Annotated in this window: 24 protein-coding genes; 19 read left to right on the top strand and 5 right to left on the bottom strand. The window is 66.5% G+C overall.

The window, feature by feature from the left end; translation table 11 throughout:
* Positions 1 to 411, top strand: a 411-nt coding sequence (locus FFS09_RS22475; protein ID WP_354595890.1) for a hypothetical protein, incomplete at its 5' end; no start/stop codon positions are given.
* 56 nt (positions 412 to 467) lie between these two features.
* Here FFS09_RS22475 and uraH read toward each other — a convergent pair.
* Positions 468 to 821: a hydroxyisourate hydrolase gene (gene uraH / locus FFS09_RS22470; RefSeq protein ID WP_137921161.1), complete on the bottom strand. Its 354-nt coding sequence runs from the start codon at positions 819 to 821 to the stop codon at positions 468 to 470.
* 67 nt (positions 822 to 888) lie between these two features.
* Between uraH and FFS09_RS22465 the strand changes: the two genes are divergently transcribed.
* The 11 genes from FFS09_RS22465 to FFS09_RS30925 all read left to right on the top strand — a co-directional run bounded on the left by FFS09_RS22465 (position 889) and on the right by FFS09_RS30925 (position 13,641).
* Positions 889 to 1,563 carry a GntR family transcriptional regulator gene (locus FFS09_RS22465; RefSeq protein WP_137921160.1) on the top strand — a complete coding sequence of 225 codons (675 nt, stop codon included), beginning with the start codon at positions 889 to 891 and terminating at the stop codon, positions 1,561 to 1,563.
* Positions 1,560 to 2,510 carry an allantoinase PuuE gene (puuE, locus tag FFS09_RS22460; protein WP_137921159.1) on the top strand — a complete coding sequence of 317 codons (951 nt, stop codon included), beginning with the start codon at positions 1,560 to 1,562 and terminating at the stop codon, positions 2,508 to 2,510. Before FFS09_RS22465 ends, puuE begins: the two co-directional genes overlap by 4 nt.
* A 23-nt stretch (positions 2,511 to 2,533) precedes the next feature.
* Positions 2,534 to 4,330 carry a 2-oxo-4-hydroxy-4-carboxy-5-ureidoimidazoline decarboxylase gene (gene uraD / locus FFS09_RS22455; protein ID WP_137921158.1) on the top strand — a complete coding sequence of 599 codons (1,797 nt, stop codon included), beginning with the start codon at positions 2,534 to 2,536 and terminating at the stop codon, positions 4,328 to 4,330.
* Between the two features lie 5 nt (positions 4,331 to 4,335).
* Complete coding sequence (locus FFS09_RS22450) at positions 4,336 to 5,583, top strand: ArgE/DapE family deacylase (protein WP_137921157.1); 1,248 nt, start codon at positions 4,336 to 4,338, stop codon at positions 5,581 to 5,583.
* A gap of 88 nt (positions 5,584 to 5,671) precedes the next feature.
* Entirely contained in the window at positions 5,672 to 7,969 is a 2,298-nt protein-coding gene (locus FFS09_RS22445; protein ID WP_137921156.1) for an NADP-dependent malic enzyme, read from the top strand.
* A gap of 492 nt (positions 7,970 to 8,461) precedes the next feature.
* Positions 8,462 to 9,946 (top strand): nucleobase:cation symporter-2 family protein, encoded by a 1,485-nt coding sequence (locus FFS09_RS22440; RefSeq protein ID WP_137921155.1) that lies wholly within the window; start codon positions 8,462 to 8,464, stop codon positions 9,944 to 9,946.
* A 237-nt stretch (positions 9,947 to 10,183) separates the two neighbouring features.
* Positions 10,184 to 11,218: an ABC transporter substrate-binding protein gene (locus FFS09_RS22435; protein WP_137921154.1), complete on the top strand. Its 1,035-nt coding sequence runs from the start codon at positions 10,184 to 10,186 to the stop codon at positions 11,216 to 11,218.
* A gap of 77 nt (positions 11,219 to 11,295) precedes the next feature.
* Positions 11,296 to 12,135: an ABC transporter ATP-binding protein gene (locus FFS09_RS22430; protein WP_137921153.1), complete on the top strand. Its 840-nt coding sequence runs from the start codon at positions 11,296 to 11,298 to the stop codon at positions 12,133 to 12,135.
* A 17-nt stretch (positions 12,136 to 12,152) separates the two neighbouring features.
* Entirely contained in the window at positions 12,153 to 12,920 is a 768-nt protein-coding gene (locus FFS09_RS22425) for an ABC transporter permease (RefSeq protein ID WP_137921152.1), read from the top strand.
* Positions 12,917 to 13,393: a nucleoside deaminase gene (locus FFS09_RS22420; RefSeq protein ID WP_137921151.1), complete on the top strand. Its 477-nt coding sequence runs from the start codon at positions 12,917 to 12,919 to the stop codon at positions 13,391 to 13,393. Before FFS09_RS22425 ends, FFS09_RS22420 begins: the two co-directional genes overlap by 4 nt.
* 107 nt (positions 13,394 to 13,500) lie before the next feature.
* Complete coding sequence (locus tag FFS09_RS30925; RefSeq protein WP_212745143.1) at positions 13,501 to 13,641, top strand: hypothetical protein; 141 nt, start codon at positions 13,501 to 13,503, stop codon at positions 13,639 to 13,641.
* 86 nt (positions 13,642 to 13,727) lie between these two features.
* Here the strand turns inward: FFS09_RS30925 and FFS09_RS22415 are convergent, their stop codons facing one another.
* Positions 13,728 to 14,747 (bottom strand): aromatic ring-hydroxylating dioxygenase subunit alpha, encoded by a 1,020-nt coding sequence (locus FFS09_RS22415; protein WP_137921149.1) that lies wholly within the window; start codon positions 14,745 to 14,747, stop codon positions 13,728 to 13,730.
* 292 nt (positions 14,748 to 15,039) lie between these two features.
* Here FFS09_RS22415 and FFS09_RS22410 point away from each other — a divergent pair, with 292 nt between their 5' ends.
* The 4 genes from FFS09_RS22410 to FFS09_RS22395 all read left to right on the top strand — a co-directional run bounded on the left by FFS09_RS22410 (position 15,040) and on the right by FFS09_RS22395 (position 19,204).
* Positions 15,040 to 16,071, top strand: a complete 1,032-nt coding sequence (locus tag FFS09_RS22410) for an ABC transporter substrate-binding protein (protein ID WP_137921147.1) — start codon at positions 15,040 to 15,042, stop codon at positions 16,069 to 16,071.
* On the top strand, positions 16,068 to 16,556 hold the full coding sequence (locus FFS09_RS22405; protein WP_137921145.1) for a nucleoside deaminase: 489 nt from the start codon (positions 16,068 to 16,070) through the stop codon (positions 16,554 to 16,556). Before FFS09_RS22410 ends, FFS09_RS22405 begins: the two co-directional genes overlap by 4 nt.
* Positions 16,557 to 16,581: 25 nt before the next feature.
* Positions 16,582 to 17,415, top strand: a complete 834-nt coding sequence (locus tag FFS09_RS22400) for an urease accessory protein UreD (RefSeq protein WP_137921143.1) — start codon at positions 16,582 to 16,584, stop codon at positions 17,413 to 17,415.
* 73 nt (positions 17,416 to 17,488) lie between these two features.
* On the top strand, positions 17,489 to 19,204 hold the full coding sequence (locus FFS09_RS22395; protein WP_252374477.1) for a response regulator: 1,716 nt from the start codon (positions 17,489 to 17,491) through the stop codon (positions 19,202 to 19,204).
* A gap of 1 nt (position 19,205) precedes the next feature.
* Here FFS09_RS22395 and FFS09_RS22390 read toward each other — a convergent pair whose 3' ends face one another.
* Positions 19,206 to 20,114: a LysR family transcriptional regulator gene (locus FFS09_RS22390; RefSeq protein WP_171020139.1), complete on the bottom strand. Its 909-nt coding sequence runs from the start codon at positions 20,112 to 20,114 to the stop codon at positions 19,206 to 19,208.
* Positions 20,115 to 20,231: 117 nt separating this feature from the next.
* Here FFS09_RS22390 and FFS09_RS22385 point away from each other — a divergent pair, with 117 nt between their 5' ends.
* The 3 genes from FFS09_RS22385 to FFS09_RS22375 are packed head-to-tail and all read left to right on the top strand — an operon-like array spanning position 20,232 to position 25,050.
* Entirely contained in the window at positions 20,232 to 22,397 is a 2,166-nt protein-coding gene (locus FFS09_RS22385) for a thiamine pyrophosphate-dependent enzyme (protein ID WP_137921142.1), read from the top strand.
* Entirely contained in the window at positions 22,394 to 24,019 is a 1,626-nt protein-coding gene (locus tag FFS09_RS22380) for an indolepyruvate oxidoreductase subunit beta family protein (protein ID WP_137921140.1), read from the top strand. The genes FFS09_RS22385 and FFS09_RS22380 overlap by 4 nt, the downstream gene beginning before the upstream one ends.
* 29 nt (positions 24,020 to 24,048) lie before the next feature.
* On the top strand, positions 24,049 to 25,050 hold the full coding sequence (locus FFS09_RS22375) for a Bug family tripartite tricarboxylate transporter substrate binding protein (protein WP_137921138.1): 1,002 nt from the start codon (positions 24,049 to 24,051) through the stop codon (positions 25,048 to 25,050).
* A 30-nt stretch (positions 25,051 to 25,080) separates the two neighbouring features.
* On the opposite strand, the gene FFS09_RS22370 is transcribed toward FFS09_RS22375, so the two are convergent.
* Together FFS09_RS22370 and urtE are read right to left on the bottom strand one after the other, a co-directional pair.
* Complete coding sequence (locus FFS09_RS22370; protein WP_137921136.1) at positions 25,081 to 25,281, bottom strand: hypothetical protein; 201 nt, start codon at positions 25,279 to 25,281, stop codon at positions 25,081 to 25,083.
* A gap of 144 nt (positions 25,282 to 25,425) precedes the next feature.
* Complete coding sequence (gene urtE / locus FFS09_RS22365; protein ID WP_137921165.1) at positions 25,426 to 26,118, bottom strand: urea ABC transporter ATP-binding subunit UrtE; 693 nt, start codon at positions 26,116 to 26,118, stop codon at positions 25,426 to 25,428.
* Positions 26,119 to 26,336: the final 218 nt, after the last annotated feature.

Here is a 26,336-nt window from a genome sequence, read left to right as displayed (position 1 = left end):
CCACCACCCGCACCTGTGCCCGCACCACCACCGCCCGCCGCCCAACTGCCGCCACCAGCCCTCGTGTCGCACGCGGTCTCGCCGCACGACTACCGCAAGGACGGCGCGCGCCACATCTACGGGCAGAACGGCCACCGCATCTACAAAGGGAAAATGCCGCCCTTGATGCACGCCGTGGGCGTGTTGCAGGTCTACGTGGACAGCCGGGGCAATGTGGGCAACATCAGCTGGATGCGCGCACCGAGCCACGTGCCCGACGTGATGCGCGAGATCGAGCGCACCGTGCGCGCGGCCGCTCCCTTCCCCGCGCCGCTGCGCATGGGCGGGGTGACCTACACCGAGGTCTGGCTGTGGGACAAGAGCGGCCACTTCCAGCTCGACACGCTGACCGAGGGTCAGCGCGACAAGTGAAGTGATGTGACGCGCCCCCCCAAAAAACCCGCCTCGGCGGGTTTTTTGTTGCGCCTTCAGCTGCCCCGGTACGTCGAGTAACTCCACGGACTCACCAGCAGCGGCACGTGGTAGTGCTGGTCGGCGTGGGCCACGCCGAAATCGAGCGACACGCGGTTGAGGAAGTTGGGCTCGGGCAGGGCCACACCCTTGGCCGCGAAGTAGCCCTTCACGTCAAACACCAGCCGGTAGGTGCCGACCTTCAGGTTGGTGTTGTCGTACAGCGGCCCGTCCGGGTTGCGCCCATCCGCGTTCAACGTGAACCGCTTGACCAGCGTGGCCTGATCGCCATGGGTGGTGTGCAGTTCCACCACCATGCCCGCCGCGGGACACCCGTGCATCGTGTCCAGAACATGTGTGCTCAAGCCCATGGGTCGCTTCCTTCCAGTGATTGATGGTCGACCGAAAGTGTATACACTTTTTGTTTTTCTGGATATGATGACCCGCATGGAAACCTCCAGCACCCTGCACATTGTCGAGTCGCTCACACGCGCCATCGTGGAGCACCGCCTGCACCCGGGCACCAAGCTGGCCGAGCAGAAACTGGCCGATCACTTCGGGGTGTCGCGCACGCTGGTTCGCCAGGCCTTGTTCCAGCTCTCCCAGAACCGGTTGATCCGGCTGGAGCCTGCGCGCGGCGCCTTCGTGGCCACGCCCTCGGTGCAGGAAGCACAACAGGTGTTTGCCGTGCGCCGCATGCTCGAGGTGGAGATGACGCGCGCCTTCGCGAAAACGGTGACCAACGCCAAGCTCAAGGCCCTGCGCGAACACGTGGCACAGGAAAAGCTCGCCGTCACCAACGAAGACGTGGCCGGCCGCACAGAGTTGCTGGGCGACTTCCACGTGCGCATGGCCGAACTCATGGGCAACCAGGTGCTGGCCGAGCTCTTGCGCGAACTCATTTCGCGCTGCGCATTGATCACGCTCATGTACCAGAGCAACCAGGCCGCCGAACACTCCAGCGAAGAACACGCCGAGATCGTCAGAGCGCTGACCGCGCGCGACGAAGAGCTGGCCGTGCGCCTGATGAACGAACACTTGCTGCACGTGGAGGAAAACCTCACGTTCGACCGCAAGTTGCCCTTGAACGACATCTCCCTCGCCTTGTCATGACCTACGACTCCACGCGCGACTACCCGCGCGACCTGGCCGGCTACGGCCGCGACGTTCCCCATGCCCGCTGGCCCAACGGCGCGCGCATCGCCGTGCAGTTCGTTCTGAACTACGAAGAAGGTGGCGAAAACAGCGTGCTGCATGGCGACGACGCGTCCGAACAATTCCTCTCGGAAATGTTCAACCCCGCGGCCTACCCCGCGCGCCACATCAGCATGGAAGGCATCTACGAGTACGGCTCGCGCGCCGGCGTGTGGCGAATCCTGCGCGAGTTCGAAAAACGCGGCCTGCCGCTCACGGTGTTCGGCATCGCCACCGCGCTGCAGCGCAGCCCCGACGTGACCGCCGCGTTCGTGGAACTGGGCCACGACATCGCCTGCCATGGCTTCAAGTGGATCCACTACCAGAACGTGGACGAAGCGACCGAACGCTCGCACATGGCGCAGGCCATGCAGCTCATCGAGGAACTCACCGGCAGCCGCCCACTGGGCTGGTACACCGGGCGCGACAGCCCCAACACGCGCCGACTGGTGGCCGACTTCGGCGGCTTCGAATACGACAGCGACTACTACGGCGACGACCTGCCCTTCTGGATGAAAGTGCGCAAGACCGACGGCAGTGACGCGCACCAGCTCATCGTGCCCTACACGCTGGACTGCAACGACATGCGCTTCGCGCTGCCGCAGGGCTATTCGCACGCCGATCCGTTCTTCCAGTACCTGAAGGACACCTTCGACGCGCTCTACGCCGAAGGCGATCCCAACGGCCTGGACCGCCCCAAGATGATGAGCATCGGCATGCACTGCCGCCTGCTCGGGCGGCCCGGGCGCATCACCGCGCTGCAGCGTTTCCTGGACCACATCCAGCAGCACGAGCAGGTGTGGGTGGCGCGGCGCATCGACATCGCGCGCCACTGGAAAACCGCGCACCCCCTGTCCTCCACCTGAACACGCCGCCCGAGGCCGCCGCCATGCCCATCACCCTGGAACAACTCAACCGTGCGTCGCTGCCCGAGGCCACGCAGATGCTCGATGGTCTCTACGAGCATTCGCTGTGGATCGCAGAGCAGGCCTTGGCGCAACGCCCGTTCGCCTCGCTGGCCGCGCTCAAGCATGCGATGGTGACGGTGCTCGAAAAGGCCGGCGTGGACGCGCAACTCGCCCTCATCCGCGCTCACCCGGAACTCGCGGGCAAGGCCATGGTGAGCAACTCGCTCACGGCCGAATCGACCCACGAGCAGACCAAGGCGGGCCTGACGAATTGCACGCCGGACGAGTTCGCGCACATCCAGCAACTCAACGCGCAATACAACGCGAAGTTCGGTTTTCCCTTCATCCTCGCGGTGCGAGGCCCGCGCGGCCTGGGCCTGGCCAAGCGCGAGATCATCGCCACCTTCGAACGCCGTCTGGGCAACCCGGTGGACTTCGAACGCGCGGAGTGCCTGCGCAACATCCACCGCATCGCGGAGATCCGGCTCAACGACAAGTTCGGCTTTGAGCCCACGGTGGGCAACGCTGTCTGGGACTGGCACGAAGATTTGTCACGCCACAGCGATCCGGGGTTTGCCGAGCAGGGGCAGTTGACGGTGACGTATCTGACCGATGCGCACCGGGCTTGCGCGGCCGATCTGGTGGCGCGCATGCGCGAATGCGGGTTTGATGAGGTGGGCGTGGATGCGGTGGGGAACGTCGTGGGCCGATACCGCGCTGGCCCCCTGCCAGAGGGACAGGGAGCAAAGACACTGCTCACCGGAAGCCACTACGACACGGTGAGAAACGGCGGGAAGTACGACGGGCGCCTGGGCATTTTCGTGCCCATGGCCTGCGTGCAGCAGTTGCATGCGGCGGGCGAGCGCCTGCCCTTCGACTTCGAGGTCGTGGGCTTTGCCGAAGAAGAAGGCCAGCGCTACAAAGCGACCTTCCTCGGCTCGGGCGCGCTCACCGGCCACTTCAACCCCGGGTGGCTCGACCAGCAGGATGCCGACGGCGTCTCCATGCGCCAGGCCATGCAGCACGCCGGCCTGCCTGCCTCGCTGGACGCGATCGACACCTTGAAACGGGACCCATCGAAGTACCTCGGCTTTGTCGAAGTGCACATCGAACAAGGGCCGGTGCTCAACGAGATGGACCTGCCGCTCGGCGTGGTCACCTCCATCAACGCCAGCGTCCGTTACCTGTGCGAAGCCATCGGCATGGCGAGCCACGCCGGCACCACGCCCATGGACCGACGGCGCGACGCCGCCAGCGCCGTGGCCGAACTCGCGCTCTACGCCGAGCAACGCGCCATGGCCGACGGGGATTCGGTGGCCACCATCGGCATGCTGCAAGTGCCCGGTGGTTCGATCAACGTGGTGCCCGGGCGCTGCCTGTTTTCGCTCGACCTGCGCGCGCCCAGCAATGCGCAGCGCGATGCGCTGGAGCAAGACATCCTCGCGCGCTTGCGCGCCATCTGCGAGCGCCGCGGCATTGGCCTGAAAACCGAAGAGACCATGCGCGCGGCCGCCGCGCCCAGCGCACCCGAATGGCAGGCCCGCTGGGAGAACGCGGTGAATGCCCTGGGCGTGCCGCTGCACCGCATGCCCAGCGGCGCGGGCCACGACGCGATGAAGCTGCACGAGGTGATGCCACAGGCCATGCTGTTCGTGCGCGGCCTCAACAGCGGCATCAGCCACAACCCGCTGGAGTCCACCACCAACGACGACATGGAACTCTGTGTGAACGCCTTCTCGCACCTGCTCGACCAACTCGCCACTGAACACAAGAACTGAAGCACATGACCACCGACCAACAACTCGACGCCTGGATCGACGCCCACTTCGACGAGGAAGTGCGCTTCCTGCAAGAACTCGTGCGCGTGCCCACCGACACGCCGCCCGGCAACAACGCACCGCACGCCGAGCGCACGGCCGAATTGCTCGCGGCCATGGGCCTCAACGCCGAAAAGCACGCCGTGCCAGCCGACGAGGTGCAAGCCGCCGGCCTGGAGACCATCACCAACCTGATCGTGCGCCGCCCCTACGGCGCGGGCCGCACCATCGCCCTCAACGCCCACGGTGACGTGGTGCCGCCCGGCGAAGGCTGGACGCACGACCCCTACGGCGGCGAGATCGTGGAGGGCAAGATCTACGGCCGCGCCACGGCGGTGAGCAAGTGCGACATCGCCAGCTTCACCTTCGCCATCCGCGCGCTCGAATCCTTGAACGCAAAGCTCGCGGGCGGCGTGGAGCTGCACGTGACCTACGACGAGGAGTACGGCGGCGAAGTCGGCCCCGACTGGCTGCTGAACAAAGGCCTCACCAAGCCCGACCTGATGATCGCCGCCGGCTTCAGCTACCAGGTGGTGGTGGCGCACAACGGCTGCCTGCAACTCGAAGTGACGGTGCACGGCGACATGGCGCACGCCGCCATTCCCGACAGCGGCACCGACGCGCTGCAAGGCGCCACGCACATCCTCAACGCGCTGTACCAGCTCAACGCGGACTACCTCCAGGTCACGTCCAGCGTCGAAGGCATCACCCACCCCTACCTCAACGTCGGCCAGATCAGCGGTGGCACCAACACCAACGTGATCCCCGGCAAGGTGGTGCTCAAGGTCGACCGGCGCATGATCCCCGAAGAGGACCCCGCCGAGGTGGAAGCCGCATTGCGCAGCACCATCGAGCAGGCCGCGGCCAGCTTCAAGCCACCGCGCGGCGGCAAGGACCTCAAGGTCGACGTGCGCCGCATCCTGCTCGCGCGCGCCATGAAGCCGCTGCCCGGCAACCAGCCGCTGGTGAAGGCGATCCAGAAGCACGGCCAGGCCGTGTTCGGCGAAGCGATTCCGGCCGTGGGCACGCCGCTCTACACCGACGTGCGCCTGTACGTCGAGCGCGGCATCCCCGGCGTGATCTACGGCGCGGGCCCCCGCACGGTGCGCGAATCGAACGCCAAGCGCGCCGACGAGCACCTGCAGCTCGACGACCTCAAGCGCGCCACCAAGGTGGTTGCGCGCACGCTGTTCGACCTGCTGCAGCCGACCTGAATCATCCCTGAAACACCACGCCCAGGACGGCGTGGCGGCGTGCGGCGCGTGACACAATGGCTGCGCATTCACGCCTCCTGGAGACAACATGACCCCTGCTGAACAAGCCCTGCGCGACGCCGCGTTCGAATACCACCGCACGCCCTCCCGCGGCAAGATTGCCGTCACCCCCACCAAGCCTTTGTCCAACCAGCGCGATCTGTCGCTGGCCTACTCCCCTGGCGTGGCCTACCCGTGCCTGGCCATCGAGGCCGACCCGGCCCTGGCGGCCGAGTACACCTCGCGCGGCAACCTGGTCGGCGTGATCACCAACGGCACCGCCGTGCTCGGCCTGGGCGACATCGGCCCGCTGGCCGCCAAGCCGGTGATGGAAGGCAAGGGCTGCCTGTTCAAGAAGTTCGCCGGCATCGACGTGTTCGACATCGAACTGGACGAGAAGGACCCGGACAAGCTGGTCGAGATCATCGCCGCGCTCGAGCCCACGCTGGGCGGCATCAACCTCGAAGACATCAAGGCGCCCGAGTGCTTCTACATCGAGAAGAAGCTGCGCGAGCGCATGGGCATTCCGGTGTTCCACGACGACCAGCACGGCACCGCCATCATCTCGGCCGCCGCCCTGCTCAACGGCCTGGAGCTGGTGGGCAAGGACATCGGCGCGGTCAAGCTCGCGGTGAGCGGCGCGGGTGCTGCCGCCATCGCCTGCCTGGACGTGATGGTCGGCCTGGGCGTGAAGCGCGAGAACATCTACGTCTGCGACTCTAAGGGCGTGGTGTACGAAGGCCGGCCCGGCGGCTATGACGAATCGAAGGCGCGCTATGCGCACCAGACCAACAAGCGCACGCTGGCCGACGCGGTCGACGGCGCCGACGTGTTCCTCGGCTGCTCGGCACCCGGCGTGCTCACCGCCGAGATGATGAAGACCATGGCGGCCAAGCCCATCGTGCTGGCGCTGGCCAACCCCGAGCCGGAAATCCGGCCCGAACTGGCCAAGGCGGTGCGGCCCGACTGCATCATCGCCACCGGTCGCAGCGATTACCCGAACCAGGTCAACAACGTCCTGTGCTTCCCGTACATCTTCCGCGGCGCGCTCGACTGCGGCGCAACGCGCATCACCGAAGAAATGAAGCTGGCTTGCGTGCGCCAGATCGCCGACCTGGTGAAGAGCGAGACCAGCGAGGAAGTGGCCAGCGCCTATGCCGGCCAGGACCTGAGCTTCGGCCCGGACTACCTGATCCCCAAGCCCTTCGACTCGCGCCTCATTCTTCGCATCGCGCCGGCCGTGGCGCAAGCGGCGGCCGATTCCGGCGTGGCCACGCGCCCCATCACCGACATGGACGCGTACCGCCAGCAGCTCGGCCGCTTCGTCTACCAGACCGGCATCCTGATGCAGCCGATCTTCAACGCGGCCAAGGCCCAGCCCAAGAAGGCGCGCGTGGCCTACTCGGACGGTGAAGACGAGCGCGCGCTGCGCGCGGCGCAGATGGCGATCGACGACCAGCTCGCCACGCCCATCCTGATCGGCCGCCCGGCGGTGATCGAAGCGCGCATCGCCAAGGCGGGCCTGCGCATGAAGCTCGGCGTGGACGTGGAGAACGTCAACCCCGAAGACGACCCACGCTTCCGCCAGTACTGGGAGCACTACCACCACGTCATGGGCCGCCATGGCGCCACGCCCGAAGTGGCCAAGGCCGCCGTGCGCCGCTCCAACACCATCATCGGCTCGCTCATGCTCTCGCTGGGCGATGCGGATGCGTTGATCTGTGGTCTGGTCGGTGGCTACATGACGCACCTCGACCGCATCGACAACGTGCTGGGCCGCCGCAAAGGTGCCAGCCTGTACGCCTCGGTCAACGCGCTCATGACCAACCGCGGGCCGGTGTTCATCGCCGACACCTACGTCAACGAAGAGCCCAGCGCCGAAGAGCTGGCCGAGATCGCCTGGATGGCCGCGCAGGAGGTGCAGCGCTTCGGCCTGCCGGCCAAGGTGGCCTTCCTCTCCCATTCGAGCTACGGTTCGAGCAAACGGCCTTCCGCGCGCAAGATGGCGCAGGCGCGCGACCTGTTCGTGGCCGCGCACCCCGAGATCGAATGCGACGGTGAACTGCACGGCGACGCCGCGCTGCAACCCGAGATCCGCGCCGCCTACCTCGCCGACACCACCCTCACCGGCTCGGCCAATCTGTTGATCTGCCCCAACCTGGACGCGGCCAACATCCTTTACAACGTGATGAAGACCACCGCCAGCGGCGGCGTCACCGTGGGCCCGATCCTGATGGGCGCGGCCGGCACGGTGCACATCCTCACGCCGGCCGCCACCGTGCGGCGTGTGCTGAACATGACCGCGCTGGCCGCTGCCAGTTCGCACGGTGCGGTGGCCAAGAGCTGACCGCTCTCGCATCACCACAAAGGGACGCTTCGGCGTCCTTTTTTTTGGCCTGCATTTTTCGTTTGTGCTTCTGGCCTGCACTTCTCGTCTGCACCTCGCGGGCACGTGGACGGGTGGCGTTCTGCTCCGCGGGTGTCCCCCGCCGGCTGGAGCCGGCTCCTCCTTTACCCCGCTGCGCAGAACGCCACCCGCCCCCGCGCCAGAAGGAACGGTGGCACGAACACTTTCTGTGCGCAAGGAGGTCATCGGTGGCCATGGGGTACGGCGTAGCGGGGTAAAGGGGGAGACGGCTCCAGCCGTCGGAGGACACCCGCGGAGCCGTGCCCCGTGGCCACCGATGACCGGAGCCTGAGGGAAAGGGCAAAGACACAAGACAAAACCACTGGTCAGAAATCGGGTTTCCCCTAGGCCTCGCCCCATACGATCGTAAACATAATTTGTATACAGTTTCTGCATGCATTAACCCCGTTCACGCCCCCTGAAGGAGTTCCGATGGCCACGTCCACCACCCATCCATGCGATGAAGTCCTGCCCGCCGGCAAGCTCACCGCGCTCGGCCTGCAACACGTGCTGGTGATGTACGCCGGCGCGGTTGCGGTGCCACTGATCGTCGGGCGCGCGCTCAAGCTCAGCCCCGAGCAGGTGGCCATGCTGATCTCGGCCGACCTGTTCTGCTGCGGCCTGGTCACGCTGATCCAGGCGCTGGGCGCCACACAATGGTTCGGCATCAAGCTGCCGGTGATGATGGGCGTGACCTTCGCCTCCGTCGCGCCCATGGTGGCCATGGCCAACAGCAACCCCGGTGTGCAGGGCGCGGGCCTGATCTTCGGCTCCATCATCGGCGCGGGCGTGGTCTCCATCCTGATCGCGCCCATCGTGAGCCGCATGCTGCGCTTCTTCCCGCCCGTGGTCACCGGCACCATCATCGCGGTGATCGGCATCAGCCTCATGCGCATCGGCATCAACTGGATCTTCGGCAACCCCTTCGGCCCGACCGCGCCCAGCATCCCCAACCCCGAACACCTGCAATGGCTCGACGCCGCCAGACAGGCCGCCGCCAGCGGCGCATTGCCCGACGTGCCCAAGGGCATGGCCATCGTGGGCAGCGTGCCCAACCCGGCCTACGCGCAGGGCGCGCACATCGTCATCGCCGCCATCGTGCTCGCCGCCATCCTGCTGATCGCGAAGTACGCCAAGGGCTTCATCGCCAACATCTCGGTGCTGCTGGGCATCGTCATCGGCGGCGTGATCGCCACCGCCACCGGCCTCATGAACTTCGACAAGGTCGGCAAGGCCAACTGGTTCGACCTCGTGCTGCCGTTCGAGATCGCCACCCCGGTCTTCGACCCCATCCTCATCCTCACCATGAGCCTGGTGATGATCGTCGTCATGATCGAATCCACCGGCATGTTCCTCGCGCTGGCTGACATGACCGAGCGCAAGATCGACCAGAAGGCCCTCACCGCCGGCCTGCGCACCGACGGCCTGGGCACGCTTCTCGGCGGCATCTTCAACACCTTCCCCTACACCAGCTTCTCGCAGAACGTGGGCCTGGTCGGCGTCACCGGCGTCAAGAGCCGCTTCGTCTGCGTGGCCGGCGGCATCATCCTCATCGTGCTCGGCCTGCTGCCCAAGATGGCCGCGCTGGTCGAGTCGCTGCCCACCTTCGTGCTCGGCGGCGCGGGCCTGGTGATGTTCGGCATGGTCGCGGCCACCGGCATCCGCATCCTGGCTGGCGTGGACTACAAGGGCAACCGCAACAACCTCTTCATCGTCGCCGTCTCCATCGGCTTCGGCATGATCCCGCTGGTGGCACCCAACTTCAAACAGTGGATGCCGCACGCCATCCACCCGCTGATCGAGTCGGGCATCCTGCTGGCCTCCCTCAGCGCCGTCGCGCTCAACCTGTACTTCAATGGCGGCCGGGGCGACACCGCCGCATCCGTCGAAGCCGCCAGGCACGCCGAGGCGCACTGAGCGCCAGGGGCCACCAGGCCCAACATGGTGCAAGCCCCGATGTGGGGCGCACCGTTTCAGGGTTAGTCTTGATGACGTGAAAACCCGAACGCACAAGAATCTGTATACACATTCTGTGCTCAAAAGGCGCCTCGGCGCCTTTTTTGACGTGGGGTGCCTGTTGGCACCTTTATTGCTGACCATCCTGGCACGTCGGGGGCCTCGCACCCTGCAAACCCAGCCATCACAGGAGAACCTATGAGCAAGCGCCACTTCATCAAGACCACCGCTGCCATCCTCGCGGCCGCCGCCTTCGGCAGCAGCGCCCATGCGCAGACGCCCATCAAGTTCCAACTCGACTGGCGTTTCGAAGGTCCTGCCGCGTTGTTCCTGCAATCCGCTGCCAAGGGCTACTACAAGGCCGCTGGCCTGGACGTGACCATCGACGCCGGCAACGGCTCGGGTGGCACCGTGACCCGCGTGGCCTCGGGCACGTACGACATGGGCTTTGCCGACGTGGCCGCGCTTATGGAATTCCACGCCAACAACCCGGACGCACCCAACAAGCCGGTGGCCGTGATGATGGGCTACAACAACACGCCGGCCGCCGTGCTCGCACTGAAGAAAAGCGGCATCACCAAACCGGCCGACCTCTCGGGCAAAAAGCTGGGCGCGCCCGTGTTTGACGCCGGCCGCAAAGGTTTCCCGGTGTTCCAGAAGGCCAACAACATCGGCAACGTGGCCTGGACCTCGATGGACCCGCCGCTGCGCGAAACCATGCTGGTGCGCGGCGACATCGACGCCATCACCGGCTTCTCCTTCACCTCGCTGCTCAACCTGGAAGCGCGCGGTGTGAAAACCGAAGACGTGGTGATCCTGCCCTTCGCGGACTATGGCGTGAAGCTGTACGGCAACGCCATCATCGCGTCGCCCAAGCTCATCAAGGAAAACCCCGCCGCCGTGAAAGCCTTCCTGACCGCCTTCGCCAAGGGCGCCAAGGAAGTCATGGCCAACCCGGCCGCCACCATCGAGACGGTGAAGGCGCGCGACGGCATCATCAACGTGCCGCTGGAGACCCGCCGCCTGGCGCTGGCCATCGACTCCGTGGTCGCGAGCCCCGACGCACGCAAGGAAGGCTTCGGTCAGATCAATCCGGCCCGACTCTCGCTGATGGCATCCCAGGTGTCGGACGCCTACGGCACCAAGACCCGTGTCGACCCCGCCGCGATCTGGAACGGCACCATGCTGCCCTCGGCCGCCGACCTCAACGTGCTGCCGCCGGCGAAGAAGTAAGAACGCGCCCAGACCGGCCACTGGCCCCAAGCCAGCCACCCCAGGGCGGCTGGCTTTTTTTCAGGACCATCGACCCCATGCAAGAAGCCCCCAGAGACACCAGCGGCCAGCCCTTCGTCGACTTCGACCAGGTCTGGCTGGCCTACAACGACGAGTTGCTCGCCCAGAACGTCTTCGCGGTGGAAGACATCAACCTCAAGGTCCAGCGCGGTGAATTCATCGCCATCGTCGGCCCCTCGGGTTGTGGCAAGTCCACTTTCATGAAACTCGCCACCGGGCTGAAGATGCCCAGCCGGGGCAAGATCCGCATCGATGGCCAGCCCGTCACCGGACCGCTGAAGATTTCGGGCATGGCGTTTCAGGCACCCTCGCTGCTGCCCTGGCGCACGACGCTGGACAACGTGCTGCTACCGCTGGAAATCGTCGAGCCCTACCGCAGCCAGTTCAAGGACCGGCGCAAGGAATTTGAGGAGCGCGCGAAGAAGCTGCTGGCCAGCGTGGGCCTGGGTGGCATGGAGAAAAAGTTTCCCTGGGAACTCTCGGGCGGCATGCAGCAACGCGCCAGCATCTGCCGCGCGCTGATCCATGAGCCCAAGATGCTGCTGCTCGACGAGCCCTTCGGCGCGCTCGATGCGTTCACGCGCGAAGAGCTCTGGTGCACGCTGCGCGACCTGTGGGAGGCGCAGCGCTTCAACGTCATCCTGGTCACGCACGATCTGCGCGAATCGGTCTTTCTCGCCGACACGGTGTATTGCATGAGCAAGAGCCCGGGCCGCTTCGTGGTGCAACGCGAGATCGCGATCCCGCGCACGCGCGAACTCGAGGTGACCTACACCAAGGAGTTCTCCGACACCGTCCTGGAACTGCGCGGCCACATCGGAGCGATGCGCAAGGCCGGTACCGTGATCCACCAATAAGCGAGCATCAACACACCATGCACAACAAACAACTGGAACGCTGGTCGCCGTTCATCCTGCTGGTCGGCATCGTCGTCCTCTGGGAACTCATCACGCGCGGCTTCGGCGTGTCCGAATTCATCTTCCCCAGCCCCTCGCGCATCTGGGAACAGACGCTGGAGCACAAGGTCACCATCCTGGGCCATGCCTGGCGCACCTACTGGGTCACCATGGCCGGCTTCGGCATCGCCATTGTGGTCGGCGTGCTGCTGGGTTTTCTGATCGGCAGCTCGCGCCTGGCGTACGCCGCGGTCTACCCGCTCATGACGGCCTTCAACGCGCTGCCCAAGGCGGCCTTCGTGCCGATCCTGGTGGTGTGGTTCGGCATCGGCGCGGGTCCGGCCATCCTCACGGCCTTCCTGATCTCGTTCTTCCCCATCATGGTGAACATCGCCACCGGCCTGGCCACGCTGGAGCCCGAGCTGGAAGACGTGTTGCGCGTGCTGGGCGCCAAGCGATGGGACGTGTTGATGAAGGTCGGCCTGCCGCGCTCCCTGCCCTACTTCTTCGGCTCGCTCAAGGTCGCGATCACGCTGGCCTTCGTGGGCACCACCGTGTCCGAGATGACGGCATCGAACGAAGGCATCGGCTACCTGCTGATCTCGGCCGGTTCGTCGATGCAGATGGGCCTGGCCTTCAGCGGTCTGCTGGTGGTGGGCGTGATGGCGATGGCGATGTACGAACTCTTCAGCTACGTCGAGAAGCACACCACGGGTTGGGCACACCGCGGTTCGCAGGGCACATGAGCCCCGAACTGGTCACGAAGCACCTGCGCCGCGCCAACGACGTCGCGCGGCGTGCTGCCAGCATGGGACGCCACCCGTTTGGCGCGCTGCTGGTCGCACCCGATGGCGAGACCGTGTTGGCCGAGCAAGGCAACATCAATACGGTAAACCACGCGGAGTCGACGCTGGCTCGCATGGCGGCCGACAACTATCCCGGTGAATACCTCGCGCGCTGCACGTTGGTCACCACCTTCGAGCCGTGTGCCATGTGCACCGGCACGATTTACTGGGCCAACATCGGGCGCGTGGTCTACGGGGCCAGCGAAGAGGCCTTGCTCGCGCTGACCGGCAGCCACGAAGAGAACCCCACCTTGTCATTGCCCTGCCGTGAGGTGCTTTCGCGGGGGCAGAAGTCGATTGAGGTGATGGGCCCGGTGCCTGAGCTCGAAGCCGAGATGCTGGAGCCGCATCAAGGGTTCTGGGCTGCTCGCTGAGGTCTTCTCCGAGGGGCTCCGGTCATCGGCGACCACGGGGTACGGCTCCGCGGGTGTCCCCCGACGGCTGGAGCCGTCTCCTCCTTTACCCCGCTGCGCCGTACCCCATGATCACCAATGACCTCGTTGGTGCTCAAGCAGTGGATGAGTTTCGCCTCATGGCCACCGACAACCTAGTTGTTTTCAACCGTTGCGGCGCCACCGTTTCCTCTGCGCATGGGTGGGTGGCGTTCTGCGCAGCGACGTAAAGGAGGAGGCGGCCTCCCGCCGCCGGGGGACAGTCGCGGAGCAGAGCGCCGCACGCCCATGCGCCAGCGAGGTACAGGCCAGGAACTCAGCGATGCACCTCCACCTCATCAGCACCCGTCAACAAACCCATCAACTTCCGACGAATCAGAATCCCCGGCCGGTCAGAGTCCATCGAATACTCCACCCCCCGCCGACGCAGATCCACCACCGCATCCGGGTCGGTCGACTCCAGAATGTCCTTGTCTTCCCGCGTGATCTCGTCGTCGAAGTCGATCAACATCTGCGCCGGGCAATCCGCTTCCGTGTCGTTGCGAAACAGCCATTGGCACAACTGCATGCGGCCGTCGTCAATGGGCGTGAACGCGTTGATGATGATGTGGCGAATGCCACTGGGGTACTCGATGTCCAGCCGCCGTGAAAACGGCTGGTAGTAGGCGTTGCGCATGTGCCGCTGCGTGATCGCGTCCTTCACGCCGCTGATGCGCTGGAAGCGCTCCGGGTTCGCGGCGTCGATCACCGTCTCGGCGTAAAAGCCAGTGTCGTTCTCCACCAGTTCGTACTTGCTCGGTGCCGGTGATGCCGCCACCCCGAAGGTGGCGCGGTGCACGAAGCTGAAGTGCGAGTTGTCGAAGGAGTTTTCCAGCGCGCGCACCGGGCTTGTGTTCCAGGTCTCGTAGAACTGGAAGATCGTGCGCCAGCCTTCGGCCGCGAACTCGGGGATCAACGGAATGTCCGCCACCGGGTCTTCCAGTGCCACCCAGGCGTAACCGTAGCGCGCCGTGCAGTGGTAGGCCTTGGTACCGTAGTCCTTCGGAATCTCGCGATCCGGCGGGTACTGCGGAATCATCACCACGCGACCGCTGCGGTTGTAGACCCAGCCGTGGTAACCACACTGGATGTTGCCGCCCTTGCACCAACCCTTGCTGAGCTTCGCGGTGCGGTGGCAACAACGGTCCTTCAACGCGGCGGGTTCGCCGTGCTCGTCGAGAAAGAGAACGATGTTTTCACCGAGCAGGGTGAAAGGCTTGGGGCCGTCTGCCAGCATCGTCAGCGGCATGACGGCGTGCCAGTAACGGCGGAAGACGGGCTGTTGGGTGACCAGCATGGGAAGGCGCTCCTGAAAGAAATGGCTTGAGGGATCTCAAGAGCAATTTCCCGCCCCGCATGGCGCGGAGTTGAACGCTTCTACTCTGAGCCTGAATGCTAGCAAAAGGCAGGCCACGGCCACGCACCGTTTTGAAGACTGTGCGCTGGCACGGCTCGTGCGTACGGGCCCTGCGCAGAGTAGAAGCGTTCAGCGAGTGCCACGCCACCCGCCCGGAAATTGCTCTTGTACGTCTCCCATGGCCACGCGGCTGCTGGGGGTTGAAACAGGTCCATTCCACCGGAGCCTTGCCATGCAACGCCGTCATTTCCTCGCCTCTTCAGCTGCCGCCGCGTCGGCACTCGCCGCCCCCTCCGTCTGGGGCCAGGGCGCGCCCAAACCCACGCCCATCAAGTTCACGCTGGACTTCCGCATCACCGGCCAGACCGCGCCCTTTTTTCTCGCGCAAAGCCGCGGCTACTACAAGGACGAAGGCCTGGACGTGAGCATCGACGTCGGGGCGGGTTCCGTCGCCTCCATCACGCGCATCGCCAGCGGCGTTTACCAGATGGGCCTGGGCGACATCAGCTCCTTGATCGAATTCCAGGCCACGCAATCCGGCACGCCTTTGGTGCAGGCGGTGTACCAGTACTACAACCGCGCACCATTCGCCATCATCGGCCGCAAGGACCGCGGCATCACCACCGACTTCCGCAGCCTCGAAGGCAAGAAGATCGCGGCGGCCGCCGTCGAATCCACGCGCCGAGCCTGGCCCCTGGTGGCGCGCAAGTTGGGCGTGAAAGACAACTTCTTCCAGTGGTCCACCACCGACTTCGCCTCGCGCGACAACGTCGTCGTGCGCGGCGACGTGGACGGCGCGACCTACTTCCACGACTCGGCCGTCTCGCTGTTCGCGCGCATGAAGCTCGACGAACTCGCCATCCTGGAATACACCAGCGCCGGCGTGAACCTGTATGGCAACGCCATCCTCGCTAGCAACGCCATGACCACACAGAACCCCGCCGCCGTGGCCGGCTTCCTGCGCGCCACCAACCGCGCCATCCAAGAGAGCATGGCCGATCCCGCCGCGGCCATCGCCGCCACCAAGCTGCGCGAACCCATCCTGAACGAAGCGGTGGAGCTGGAGCGCTGGCGCATCACGCAGCGCTACATTGCCGCGGCCGACACGCGCAGCCACGGCCTGGGTGACGTGTTCAAGCGCACGCTGGAGCAACAGGTGGATGAAGTCGTCGACGTGTACGGCCTCAAGGTGCGTCCGGGCGTGGAAGGCCTGTTCAACCGCGCCATGCTGCCCACCCGGACCGACCGCACGGTGAAGGCATGACAACGCTGTTGAGCGAGCGCGACGGCACCTACCTCCGCCAGGCCATCGGTTGGGCGCAGGTGGCGCGCGAGCGCGGCAACCGCCCATTCGGCGCGGTGGTGGTGTCCGACGACGGTCGCGTGCTCGCCGAAGCCTGGTGCAACACCAGCGAAACCGGCGACTGCACGGGCCACGCCGAGACCAACGCGGTGCGCCAACTCAGCCCCGTGGTGGACCGAGAGACGCTCTCGCGCGCCACGCTCTATTCGTCGGCCGAGCCCTGCGTGATGTGCGCGGGCGCGATCTTCTGGAGCAACATCGGGCGCGTGGTGTACGGCATCGACGCGGTGCGCCTGCGCGTGTTCCGCGGCGAACACGCCGAGCAACGCGATGCCGAACTGTCGTGCCGCGACGTGTTCAATGCCTCGCCGCATGCCATCGAGTGCATCGGACCGGCGATGGTGGACGAAGCGAGCGAGCCACACCGCGGTTTCTGGAAGGTCTGACCCATCCGGCCCGTAAACTCCCCGCATGCCCTGGCACGCCCACCTCGACCTCCACTACCGCCGCGATGCAAGCCAGCGCACCGTGCTGCAGCACGCCCATACCGGCCCGCTGCGCATCCTCAAGAGCCTGTACCCCGAGGGTGAGGGCATCTGCCACAACGTCATCGTCCACCCGCCCGGTGGACTGGTCGGTGGCGACGTGCTGGACGTGACCGTGCACGCCGGTGCGGATACGCATGCCCTGATCTCCACGCCCGGCGCCACGCGCTTCTACCGCTCGGACGGTCCGACCGCCACGCAGCAGGTCACGCTCACGCTCGCACCCGGCGCGCGGCTGGAGTGGTTGCCACTCGAAGCCATCGCCTACCCCGGCTGCCAGGCCCACAACATCCTGCGCACCCACGTGGCCGAAGACGCCGAGCTGATCGCCTGGGACGTGTGCGCGCTGGGCCTGCCCACCGCCGGGCAACCGTTCGACCGCGGCAGCCTCACGCAACATCTGGAGATGCCGGGCCTGTGGCTGGAGCGCTCCCGCATCGATGCCGCCGACACCCGCCTGCTCGAATCGCCGTTGGGCTTGAACGGCCAGCGCGCGTTGGGCACGCTGTGGCTGGCGTGCGGCACCCCCCTTACGCGCGAACGCCGCGAAGCCTTGCTGCAAACGGTGCGCGATGTGCTCGACGCCGGCCACGAGGGCGTGCAGGCCGGCGCCACCTGCCCCAACCCGCAGATGCTGGTGCTGCGCGCCGTCGCCCCCCTGGTGGAGCCGCTGATGGCATTGTTCCAGCGCGTCTGGGCCGCGTTGCGCACCGAAGCGTGGGGCCTGCCGAGCGTGCCGCCGCGCATCTGGAAAGTTTAGGCCTCTCCCGCGCCGGAAAAGGCGTGGAAATGCCTGGCTCATTCGGGCATCGGCATTCGGTGGAATTCACAGAATGCAGACATTGCCCTTGCTCCGTCTGCTCATGCCTTCTGCCCCCCACCACTTCCACGACGCCCACGCGCTCGTGATCGAAGGCAACCTGCAATCGCGCTCCATCCTCGTCTCGCAATTGCGCGAGCTCGGTGTGGGCACGGTCGTGCAGTGCTCGCGCCTGTCCGAAGCGCGCCTCAAGCTGGAGATGAACAACTTCGACGTGGTCATCTGCGAGCAGAACTTCGAACGCGAGTCCGGCTCGGGCCAGGACCTGCTCGACGACCTGCGCCGCAACCAGCTGCTGCCGTTTCACACCGTCTTCGTGATGCTCACGGCCGAAGCGACCTACGCGCGCGTGGCCGAGGCCGCCGAGTCGGCGCTGGACGCCTACCTGCTCAAACCGCACACCGCCGCCCGCCTGGCCGACCGCATCGTGCAGGCGCGCGCGCGCAAGCAGTCGCTGCAGGACATCTTCACCGCCATCGACGCGCAGGACTTCGAACACGCCGCCGCGCTCTGCCAGGCGCGCTTCGAATCGCGCCAGACCTACTGGCTCTATGCGGCGCGCATCGGCGCCGAACTGATGCTGCGCGGCGGCCGCGTGGAGGAAGCACAAACGCTGTACCAGGCCGTGATCGAGGCCAAGACCTTGCCGTGGGCCCGCCTGGGCGTGGCGCGCGCGCAGCTCGAAAGTGGCCAACCCGCCAAGGCCGTGACGACACTGGAGAGCCTGATCCGCGACGACGACGCGTACGCCGATGCGTATGACGTGATGGGCCGCGCGCAGTTCGAGCTCGGCAACTTCCAGAACGCGTTGACCACTTACCAGATGGCCACGCAGCTCACGCCCACCTCCATCAGCCGCCTTCTCAAGCACGGCATGCTGGCCTACTACACCGGCGAACGCAGCGAAGGCGTGGAGCTGCTCGACCGCGCCACGCGCCTGGGCCTGGACTCCAAGATGTACGACGCGCAAGCCCTGTTGCTGCTGGCCTTCGCCCGACTCGACAACAACGACGCGCGCGGCCTGCAGCGCACGGTGGACCAGCTCACCCGCCTGCGCGACCGCAGTTCCTCACCCGCTCGGGCGCACCGCCTGCTGGGCATGGCCGAAAGCCTGCTCGCGCTGCAGCAGAAAAACACCGCTCGCGCGATCGACGACGTGCGCCGCCTGGCCGACAGCGCCCTCACGCCTGACTTCGATATCGAATCCGCCTGCAACCTGCTCGCGCTCATGCAACGGCTGGCCGCCCGTTCGCTGCCGGTGAACGACGCCGAAGGCATGGTGGACAGGCTGGCACAGCGCTTCTGCACCAGCCGCGCCATGACCGAGTTGCTGGCTTGCGCCGCCGGCACCGCCCACGCCGAACGCGTGCGCGCGGGCCACGCCGAGGTGTTGCGGATCTCGCAGGAGGCCATGGCGCACAGCCTCAAGGGCGACCCGCAAGGCACCGCGACGCAGTTGCTCGATGAAGGGGCGCGCACCGGCAACGCCAAATTGATCGAATCGGCCCACCAAGTGCTGCAACGCTACAGCGAGCGCATGAGCAGCTACCCCGCGCTGCAGGAGCGCGCGCAAGCGCTGCGCGCGCTCTACCGCAGCACGGCGACCGCCACGCGCCTGGGTGAACACACCAGCGGCGGCGGGCTCACGCCACCGGGCGGCGTGTCGCTGTCGGCCGGCTACAAGCCGCCGAAGTCCGAAGGCTTGCTCGACACGCTGCAGACCTCCTGATTCAACGCTCCGCGAACAGGTTCAACACCTGCTCGCGAAACCAGCGGTTGTCCGGGTCGCTCTCGAAGCGGTGGCTCCAGTGCAGCGAGACGGTGAAGTCGCGGTCCATGAACGGCGGCTGCACCGTCACGCACCCACCGGCCGTCACGAAGCCGCGTGCGATGTTGCCCGGCATCACCACGCACAGGTCGGTCGCGCTCACGATCGAGGGCAGCACCATGAAGTGCTCGGTGGTCAGGCGCAGGCGGTCCTGCAGGCCGGTCTGGGCGAGGATGCGCAGCGTGTCGCTGTGCGAGCGCACCGCCACGAAATCGAGCTGCTGCAAGGCGCGCAACTGCGCGTTGCCGCGCAGGCGCTGCAGCCCTTCGTGCATGGGGTGCCCAGCGCGCATCAGCACCACGTAACGGTCGCGCAGCAACTCGGTGCGCTGCGTGTCCTTCACCTGCGGCAGGAAACCGAAAGCGAAATCGATCACGCCGCTGTCCAGCGCATCGCCCAGCGCGCTGTGCGCCACCGGCCGGCTCGCCACGCGCACACCGGGCGCCAGCTTGTGCAGGCTGGCCATCAGCTCCGGCAGGAAGCGGCTCTCGCCGATGTCGCTCATGTGCAGGCGGAACAGGCGGCGCGAGCTCGCGGGGTCGAAGTCGCTGGACGCGTTGATCGCCTGCGACAGCGTGTCCAGCGCCTTCTGCACCGCCTCGGCCAGCACCACGGCCTTGGGCGTGGGCTTCACGCCACCCGGCGCGCGCACGAACAGGGGGTCCTTGATGAGCAGACGCAGGCGCGTCAGGCCATGGCTCACCGCCGGCTGCGTGAGGCCCAGGCGCTCGGCGGCGCGGCTCACGCTGCCGGCCGCGTAAACCTCGTTGAAGAGGCGCAGCAGGTTCAGGTCGATGTCTTTGATATGCATGAATCTAATATGGCTTAGTGATTTCATTTTATTGATGAACCGGCGTCATGTGCCCATACTCCCTGTGATTCGCCGACCACCCTTCCCCACGAACACGGCGAGCAGGAGACACAAGCCTTGGAAGTTTCATTTGGCAAAGAGATCGAGTCTTTGCGGCTCGGCAACGGGCAGACCTTTCATGGCGAAGGCATCCTCGCCATCACCAAGGCGCTGCTGCAATCGGGCGTGGCCTACGTCGGCGGCTACCAGGGCGCGCCGGTCTCGCACCTGCTGGACGTGATGGTGCAGGCCAAGCCCTACATGGACGAACTCGGCGTGCACGTCGAGGCCTGTTCCAACGAAGCCTCGGCCGCGGCCATGCTGGGCGCGTCCATCCATTACCCGCTGCGCGGCGCGGTCACCTGGAAGTCCATCGTCGGCACCAACGTCGCCGCCGATGCACTCTCCAACCTGGCCTCACCCGGCGTCACGGGCGGTGTGCTGGTGGTCGTGGGCGAGGACTACGGCGAAGGCGCCAGCGTGATCCAGGAACGCACCCACGCCTACGCGCTCAAGTCGAGCATGGTGCTGCTCGACCCGCGGCCCGACCTCGAACGCATGGTGCACATGGTCGAACAGGGTTTCCGGCTCTCGGAAGCGTCGAACATGCCCGCGCTGATGGAGCTGCGCATCCGCGCCTGCCACGTGCGCGGCAGCTTCACGGCCAAGGACAACGTCAAGCCCGCGCTGTCCCGGCACAACCTGATCGAGGAGCCCGCCAGCTTCGACTACAACCGCCTGGCGCATCCCCCGGTGACCTTCCGCCATGAGAAGCTCAAAGGCGACGAGCGCATTCCCGCGGCACGGCGCTACATCGTGGAGAACGACCTCAACGAACACTTCGACGGCAAGCACAGCGACCTGGGCCTGATCGTGCAAGGCGGCCTGTACAACACGCTGATCCGCGCGCTGCAGCAGTTCGGTCTGGCCGACGCCTTCGGCCAGACCGCCATTCCCATGCTGGTGCTCAACGTCACCAGCCCGCTGGTGCCGCAACAGCTCACCGATTTCTGCGTGGGCAAACGCGCGGTGCTCATGCTCGAAGAAGGCCAGCCCGAGTACATCGAGCAGGAGCTGGCCACGCTGCTGCGCCGCCGCGACATCCAGACCCCGCTGCACGGCAAGGACATGCTGCCCAACGCGGGCGAGTACACCGCCGAGGTGATGGCCAACGGCCTGGCGAAGTTCATCGAGCGCTACCTGCGGGACCCGGCCACACAGGCCGTGACCGATGCGGCGCGCGCCTGGCTGCAAGGCAACCAGACGCGCCGCACGGAAGCCGCACAGCAGCTGGAGGCGCCATTGCCCGCGCGCCCGCCCGGCATGTGTGTGGGCTGCCCGGAGCGGCCGGTGTTTTCCGCGCTCAAGCTCGCGCAGCAGGACGTGGGCCCGGTGCACATCGCGGGCGACATCGGCTGCCACGCGCTGGCCACCTTCGAGCCGTTCTCGTTCGGCCATTCCATCCTGGGCTACGGCATGAGCCTGGCCAGCCGCGCCGGCGTGTCGCCGGTGATGAAGCGGCGCGTGCTGTCGGTGATGGGCGACGGCGGCTTCTGGCACAACGGCCTGCTCACCGGCGTGCAGTCGGCCCTCTTCAACGGCGACGATGCGGTGCTGCTGATCTTCAAGAACGGCTACACCTCGGCCACCGGCACGCAGGACATCATCTCCACCCCCGGTGACGAGGCCAAGGATCTGGCCCGCGACAAACACCAGAGCCTGGTGCACACCAACCAGACCATCGAAACCACACTCAAGGGCCTGGGCGTTCAATGGCTGCGCACCGTGCACACCTACGAAGTGGACAACGTGCGCACCACGCTCACCGAGGCTTTCACCACCGAGTTTCAGGGTCTGAAGGTGATCATCGCCGAGGGCGAATGCCAGCTGGAACGCCAGCGCCGCATCAAGCCCTGGATCGCCAGCCTGCTGAAGAAGGGCGAGCGCGTGGTGCGCGTGAAGTACGGCGTGGACGAAGACGTGTGCAACGGCGACCACGCCTGCATCCGCCTCTCGGGTTGCCCCACGCTCACGCTGAAGGACAACCCCGACCCGCTCAAGGTCGACCCCGTGGCCACCGTGATCGACGGCTGCGTGGGCTGCGGCCTGTGCGGCGCGAACGCGCACGCGGCCACGCTGTGCCCTTCGTTCTACCGCGCCGAGGTGGTCCAGAACCCACGCTGGCACGAACGCCTGATCCATTCCCTTCGAGGCAGCATCGTTCGCATGCTGCAACCGGCATGACTGTTTCCCACGCTCAACAACCCATCTCCCTGCTGCTCTGCGCCCTTGGCGGCGAGGGCGGCGGCATCCTCACCGACTGGCTGGTGGAAACCGCGCGCCACGCCGGCTACGCGGCACAGGCCACGTCCATCCCCGGCGTGGCGCAGCGCACGGGCGCCACCACGTATTACCTCGAAGTCTTTCCGGTGCCCCTGGCCGACCTCGGCGGTCGCCGGCCGGTGTTCGGCCTGAACCCCCTGCCCGGCCGGCTCGACGCGCTGGTGTCGTCGGAGCTGCTGGAGACGGGGCGCCAGATCACCAACGGCCTGGCGTCGAGCGAGCACACGCTGGTCATCACCTCGTCCGCGCGCGCGCTCACGACCGGCGAGAAGATGGTGATGGGCGATGGCCGGCGCGACAACGCGGAACTGCTGAACCTCGTGAACACGCACAGCCGCGCGCGCCACGTGCTCGACATGGCCACACTCACGAAACAGGCCGGCACCGTGGTGAGCGCGGTGATGCTCGGTGCGATCGCGGGCAGCGGCCTGCTGCCCTTCTCGCGCCGCGACTATGAAGCCCTCATCGGCGAGAGCGGCGGCAGCGCCAAAGCCAGCCTGCGCGGCTTCGCGCTCGCTTTTGATGCGGTGAACGCACAGCGCACGCAGTCCACCTACATCGATCGGGTGCTGGCGGACGAACCGGCGCCCACGCCGCAGAAAGCCGTTCTGCCCGAGGCGCTGCGGCGCGAATTCCCGCTGGAGACGCACGAACTCATGGCGCTCGGCCATGCGCGCGTCTGCGAGTACCAGAACGCCGCGTACGGCGAGCGGTACGCCGAGCGCCTGCGCCGTGTGCTGGCCGCCGAGAAAGCGGGCGATCCGCAGCACCTGCACGGCTACCGCACCACCGTTGAAATGGCGCGCTGGATCGCGCTGTGGATGGCGTTCGACGACATCGTGCTGGTCGCCGACCTCAAGAGCCGCGCCAGCCGCCAGGCGCGCGTGCGCGGCGAGGTGAAGGCCGGCAACGACGACCTGTTGCGCGTCTACGACCACTTCAAACCCGGTGCACCCGAGTTCGCCGCCATGCTGCCCGAGTCGCTCGCGAAGCGCGTCCTGGCTTGGGACCGCAAGCGCGTGACCGCGGGCAAAGCGCCGTGGGCCTTGCCGCTGAAGATCGGCACGTATTCGGTGCTGGGCATGCTCGCGCTGCGCGGCCTGGCCGCCACCAGGCGCCTGCGCCCGCTGGGCAGCCGCTTCCACACCGAGCAGGCGCTGATCGACCGCTGGGTCGATGCGGTGGCGCGCCTGAGCGCCGTGCACGGGCCCCTCGGGCATGAGGTGGCGCTGTGCGGCCGCCTCATCAAGGGCTACGGCAGCACCAACGAACGCGGCAAGGACAACCTGCTGCACATCATCGACCACCTCGCCCTGCCCGCTTTGGCCGAGCCCGCCAGCGCCGCGCAACGCTGCCAGGCCGTGGCGGCCGCGCGCACGGCGGCCCTGAGCGACGAAGCCGGCAAGGCGCTCGACCAGGCCTTGCAGCAACACGGCGCGCCCGCGCGCCCGGTGAAGGCGCAGCCGATCCGCTGGCAACACAACCCGCGGCTCAAGGTGAAGTCCGCCGCCACGCCGCTCTGATTTTTTTCGTTGACAACAAAGGAGACACCATGAACCACCATCCCCAACAACCGTCTTCCCGCCGCTGGCGACTGGCCGGTGGTGCCGCCGTGGCCGCGCTGCTCACGCTGGGCTCAGCGGGCGCTGCGCTCGCGCAGGCATGGCCCGACAAGCCGCTCAAAGTCATCGTCGGCTTCCCGCCCGGTGGTGCGGCCGACCAGATCGCGCGCCTGGTCTCCACGCCACTGGCCACCGCCTTGGGCCAACCGATCGTGGTGGAGAACCGTGCCGGCGCCAACGGCAACATCGCCGGCGATGCGGTGGCCAAGTCGCCGGCCGATGGCTACACCTTGTTGTTGAGTTCGGGCGGCATGGTCTCGGTCAACCCGCACCTCTCCCGCATGAGCTTCGACCCGGTGAAGGACCTCACCCCCGTGGCCTCCGCCGCGCGCGTGCTGGTGTACCTGATGGCGCGGCCCACGCTGGAAGCGAAGAACGTGCAGGAACTGGTGGCCCATGCCAAGGCCAACCCGGGCAAGCTGACCTACGGCTCGGCCGGCAGCGGCAGTTCGCCGCACCTCGCGGGGGAAATGCTCAAGGCCCAGACCGGCATGTTCACCGTGCACGTGCCCTACCGCGGCGCGGCCCCGGCGCTCAACGACTTGATGGGCGGACAGATCGACTACTACTTCGATCCCGGCATCGGCCTGGCGCATGCCAAGGCCGGGCGCACCAAGCTGCTCGCCGTGGGCAGCCTCAAGCGCTCGCCGCTGTTCCCCGACGTGCCCACGCTGGACGAAGCCGGCCTCAAGGGCTTCGACGCGGACACGGTGTTCGGCTTCTACGCGCCGGCCGCCACGCCGCCGGCGGTGATCGCCAGGCTCAACGCGGAAATCAACAAGATCCTGGGCACCGCGAGCGTGAAGGAGCGCATCACCGCACTCGGTGGCGAGGCGCTGCCGCTCACACCGGCCGAATTCGGCAAACGCGGCATGGACGACTCAACGCGCTTCGGCGCGATCATCCGCGACCGGAAGATCACCGCCGACTGACGGCACGGTCGCCTTGATCGCCTGCGGGTGTCACGCCATCCAGACGGCGATCAAGGCGAGCATGAAGATCTGCAACGCACCCATCGCGGGCAGCATGAGGGGCATGTAGTGCACGACGGACTCGAAGATGTCTTCGACTTCTTCGTCGGTGTAGACGCGCAGCTCCGGGTCTGAGTAGGTGGTGGGATGCTCCGCAAGCGCATCATCGGGCGCGGGCTGGGTGTGGGACATGGCGAATCTCCTCTTGAAGTGAGCAGTGATGCGCCCAAGCGGCAAAAGGCGCTCCCGCTGCCCGGTCCGCGCTGAAAGGTATTGGCGGGCCTGGCTGGCCGCTTTTTCGGCAATTCTTACCGTTAGCGGCGAGCGCCCTCGGACTCAGATCGCGACGAGTTGGCGCACGCCTTTGCTCTGCATCTCGCTGCCGGGGCCACTGGCGATCACCTCACCGCGTTCCATGACCACATAGTGGTCCGCCAGGGCTTCGGCGAAATCGTAGTACTGCTCCACCAGCACGATGGCCATCGTACCCCTGTCGGCCAGCATGCGGATGACTTTTCCGATGTCTTTGATGATGTTGGGCTGGATGCCTTCGGTGGGTTCGTCGAGGATGAGCAGCTTGGGGCCCGCGGCCAGGGCACGGGCGATGGCGAGTTGCTGTTGCTGGCCGCCGGAGAGGTCGCCGCCTCTTCGGTGGAGCATCTGCTGGAGGACCGGGAAGAGTTCGAACAGCTCTTCCGGAACTGGGGTGCCGCCCTTCTGGGTGGCGAGGCCCATGTGCAGGTTTTCCTGCACGGTGAGGCGGGCGAAGATTTCTCGTCCTTGAGGGACGAAGCCGATGCCCATTCGGGCACGCTCGTAGGGGGTGGCCTTGTGGATGGGCTTGCCTTCGAGTTCGATGCTGCCGCTCTTGATGGGCACCAGGCCCATAAGGGATTTGAGCAGCGTGGTCTTGCCAACGCCGTTTCTGCCCAGCACCACGGTGACCTTGCCGAGTTCGGCTTGCAGGTTGACATTGCGCAGGATGTGGCTGCCGCCGTAGTACTGGTTGACTTGTTTGACTTCTAGCAGGCTCATCTCTTTTCTCCCTGTCGTTGGGCTTTTTCTTTCGTGGCGAGCCGGGTCTCGGCCCGGCGGCCGAGGCACTTTTCTTTGCTTCGCCAAACTCGCCCGCTGCGCGGACTCAAACACGGCGAACTTCTTTTCCCCGCACCCCTGCGCTGCTCAGCCCGGCCACACGGCACAAGCGGGATCGGGATCGGACTCCCCCTCAGGCATGGGTGCTGTGC

This window comes from Hydrogenophaga sp. 2FB, from assembly GCF_005503365.1.
Lineage (GTDB): Bacteria > Pseudomonadota > Gammaproteobacteria > Burkholderiales > Burkholderiaceae_C > Hydrogenophaga.
The sequence above is the reverse complement of the archived record's forward strand: the minus strand, read 5'-3'. Positions and strand labels throughout refer to the sequence as shown.

Coding starts and splice junctions, on each gene's coding strand:
- uraH (WP_137921161.1), bottom strand. CDS start 821: ATGGGCTTGAGCACACATGTTCTGGACACGATGCACGGGTGTCCCGCG.
- FFS09_RS22465 (WP_137921160.1), top strand. CDS start 889: ATGACCCGCATGGAAACCTCCAGCACCCTGCACATTGTCGAGTCGCTC.
- puuE (WP_137921159.1), top strand. CDS start 1,560: ATGACCTACGACTCCACGCGCGACTACCCGCGCGACCTGGCCGGCTAC.
- uraD (WP_137921158.1), top strand. CDS start 2,534: ATGCCCATCACCCTGGAACAACTCAACCGTGCGTCGCTGCCCGAGGCC.
- FFS09_RS22450 (WP_137921157.1), top strand. CDS start 4,336: ATGACCACCGACCAACAACTCGACGCCTGGATCGACGCCCACTTCGAC.
- FFS09_RS22445 (WP_137921156.1), top strand. CDS start 5,672: ATGACCCCTGCTGAACAAGCCCTGCGCGACGCCGCGTTCGAATACCAC.
- FFS09_RS22440 (WP_137921155.1), top strand. CDS start 8,462: ATGGCCACGTCCACCACCCATCCATGCGATGAAGTCCTGCCCGCCGGC.
- FFS09_RS22435 (WP_137921154.1), top strand. CDS start 10,184: ATGAGCAAGCGCCACTTCATCAAGACCACCGCTGCCATCCTCGCGGCC.
- FFS09_RS22430 (WP_137921153.1), top strand. CDS start 11,296: ATGCAAGAAGCCCCCAGAGACACCAGCGGCCAGCCCTTCGTCGACTTC.
- FFS09_RS22425 (WP_137921152.1), top strand. CDS start 12,153: ATGCACAACAAACAACTGGAACGCTGGTCGCCGTTCATCCTGCTGGTC.
- FFS09_RS22420 (WP_137921151.1), top strand. CDS start 12,917: ATGAGCCCCGAACTGGTCACGAAGCACCTGCGCCGCGCCAACGACGTC.
- FFS09_RS30925 (WP_212745143.1), top strand. CDS start 13,501: ATGATCACCAATGACCTCGTTGGTGCTCAAGCAGTGGATGAGTTTCGC.
- FFS09_RS22415 (WP_137921149.1), bottom strand. CDS start 14,747: ATGCTGGTCACCCAACAGCCCGTCTTCCGCCGTTACTGGCACGCCGTC.
- FFS09_RS22410 (WP_137921147.1), top strand. CDS start 15,040: ATGCAACGCCGTCATTTCCTCGCCTCTTCAGCTGCCGCCGCGTCGGCA.
- FFS09_RS22405 (WP_137921145.1), top strand. CDS start 16,068: ATGACAACGCTGTTGAGCGAGCGCGACGGCACCTACCTCCGCCAGGCC.
- FFS09_RS22400 (WP_137921143.1), top strand. CDS start 16,582: ATGCCCTGGCACGCCCACCTCGACCTCCACTACCGCCGCGATGCAAGC.
- FFS09_RS22395 (WP_252374477.1), top strand. CDS start 17,489: ATGCAGACATTGCCCTTGCTCCGTCTGCTCATGCCTTCTGCCCCCCAC.
- FFS09_RS22390 (WP_171020139.1), bottom strand. CDS start 20,114: ATGCATATCAAAGACATCGACCTGAACCTGCTGCGCCTCTTCAACGAG.
- FFS09_RS22380 (WP_137921140.1), top strand. CDS start 22,394: ATGACTGTTTCCCACGCTCAACAACCCATCTCCCTGCTGCTCTGCGCC.
- FFS09_RS22375 (WP_137921138.1), top strand. CDS start 24,049: ATGAACCACCATCCCCAACAACCGTCTTCCCGCCGCTGGCGACTGGCC.
- FFS09_RS22370 (WP_137921136.1), bottom strand. CDS start 25,281: ATGTCCCACACCCAGCCCGCGCCCGATGATGCGCTTGCGGAGCATCCC.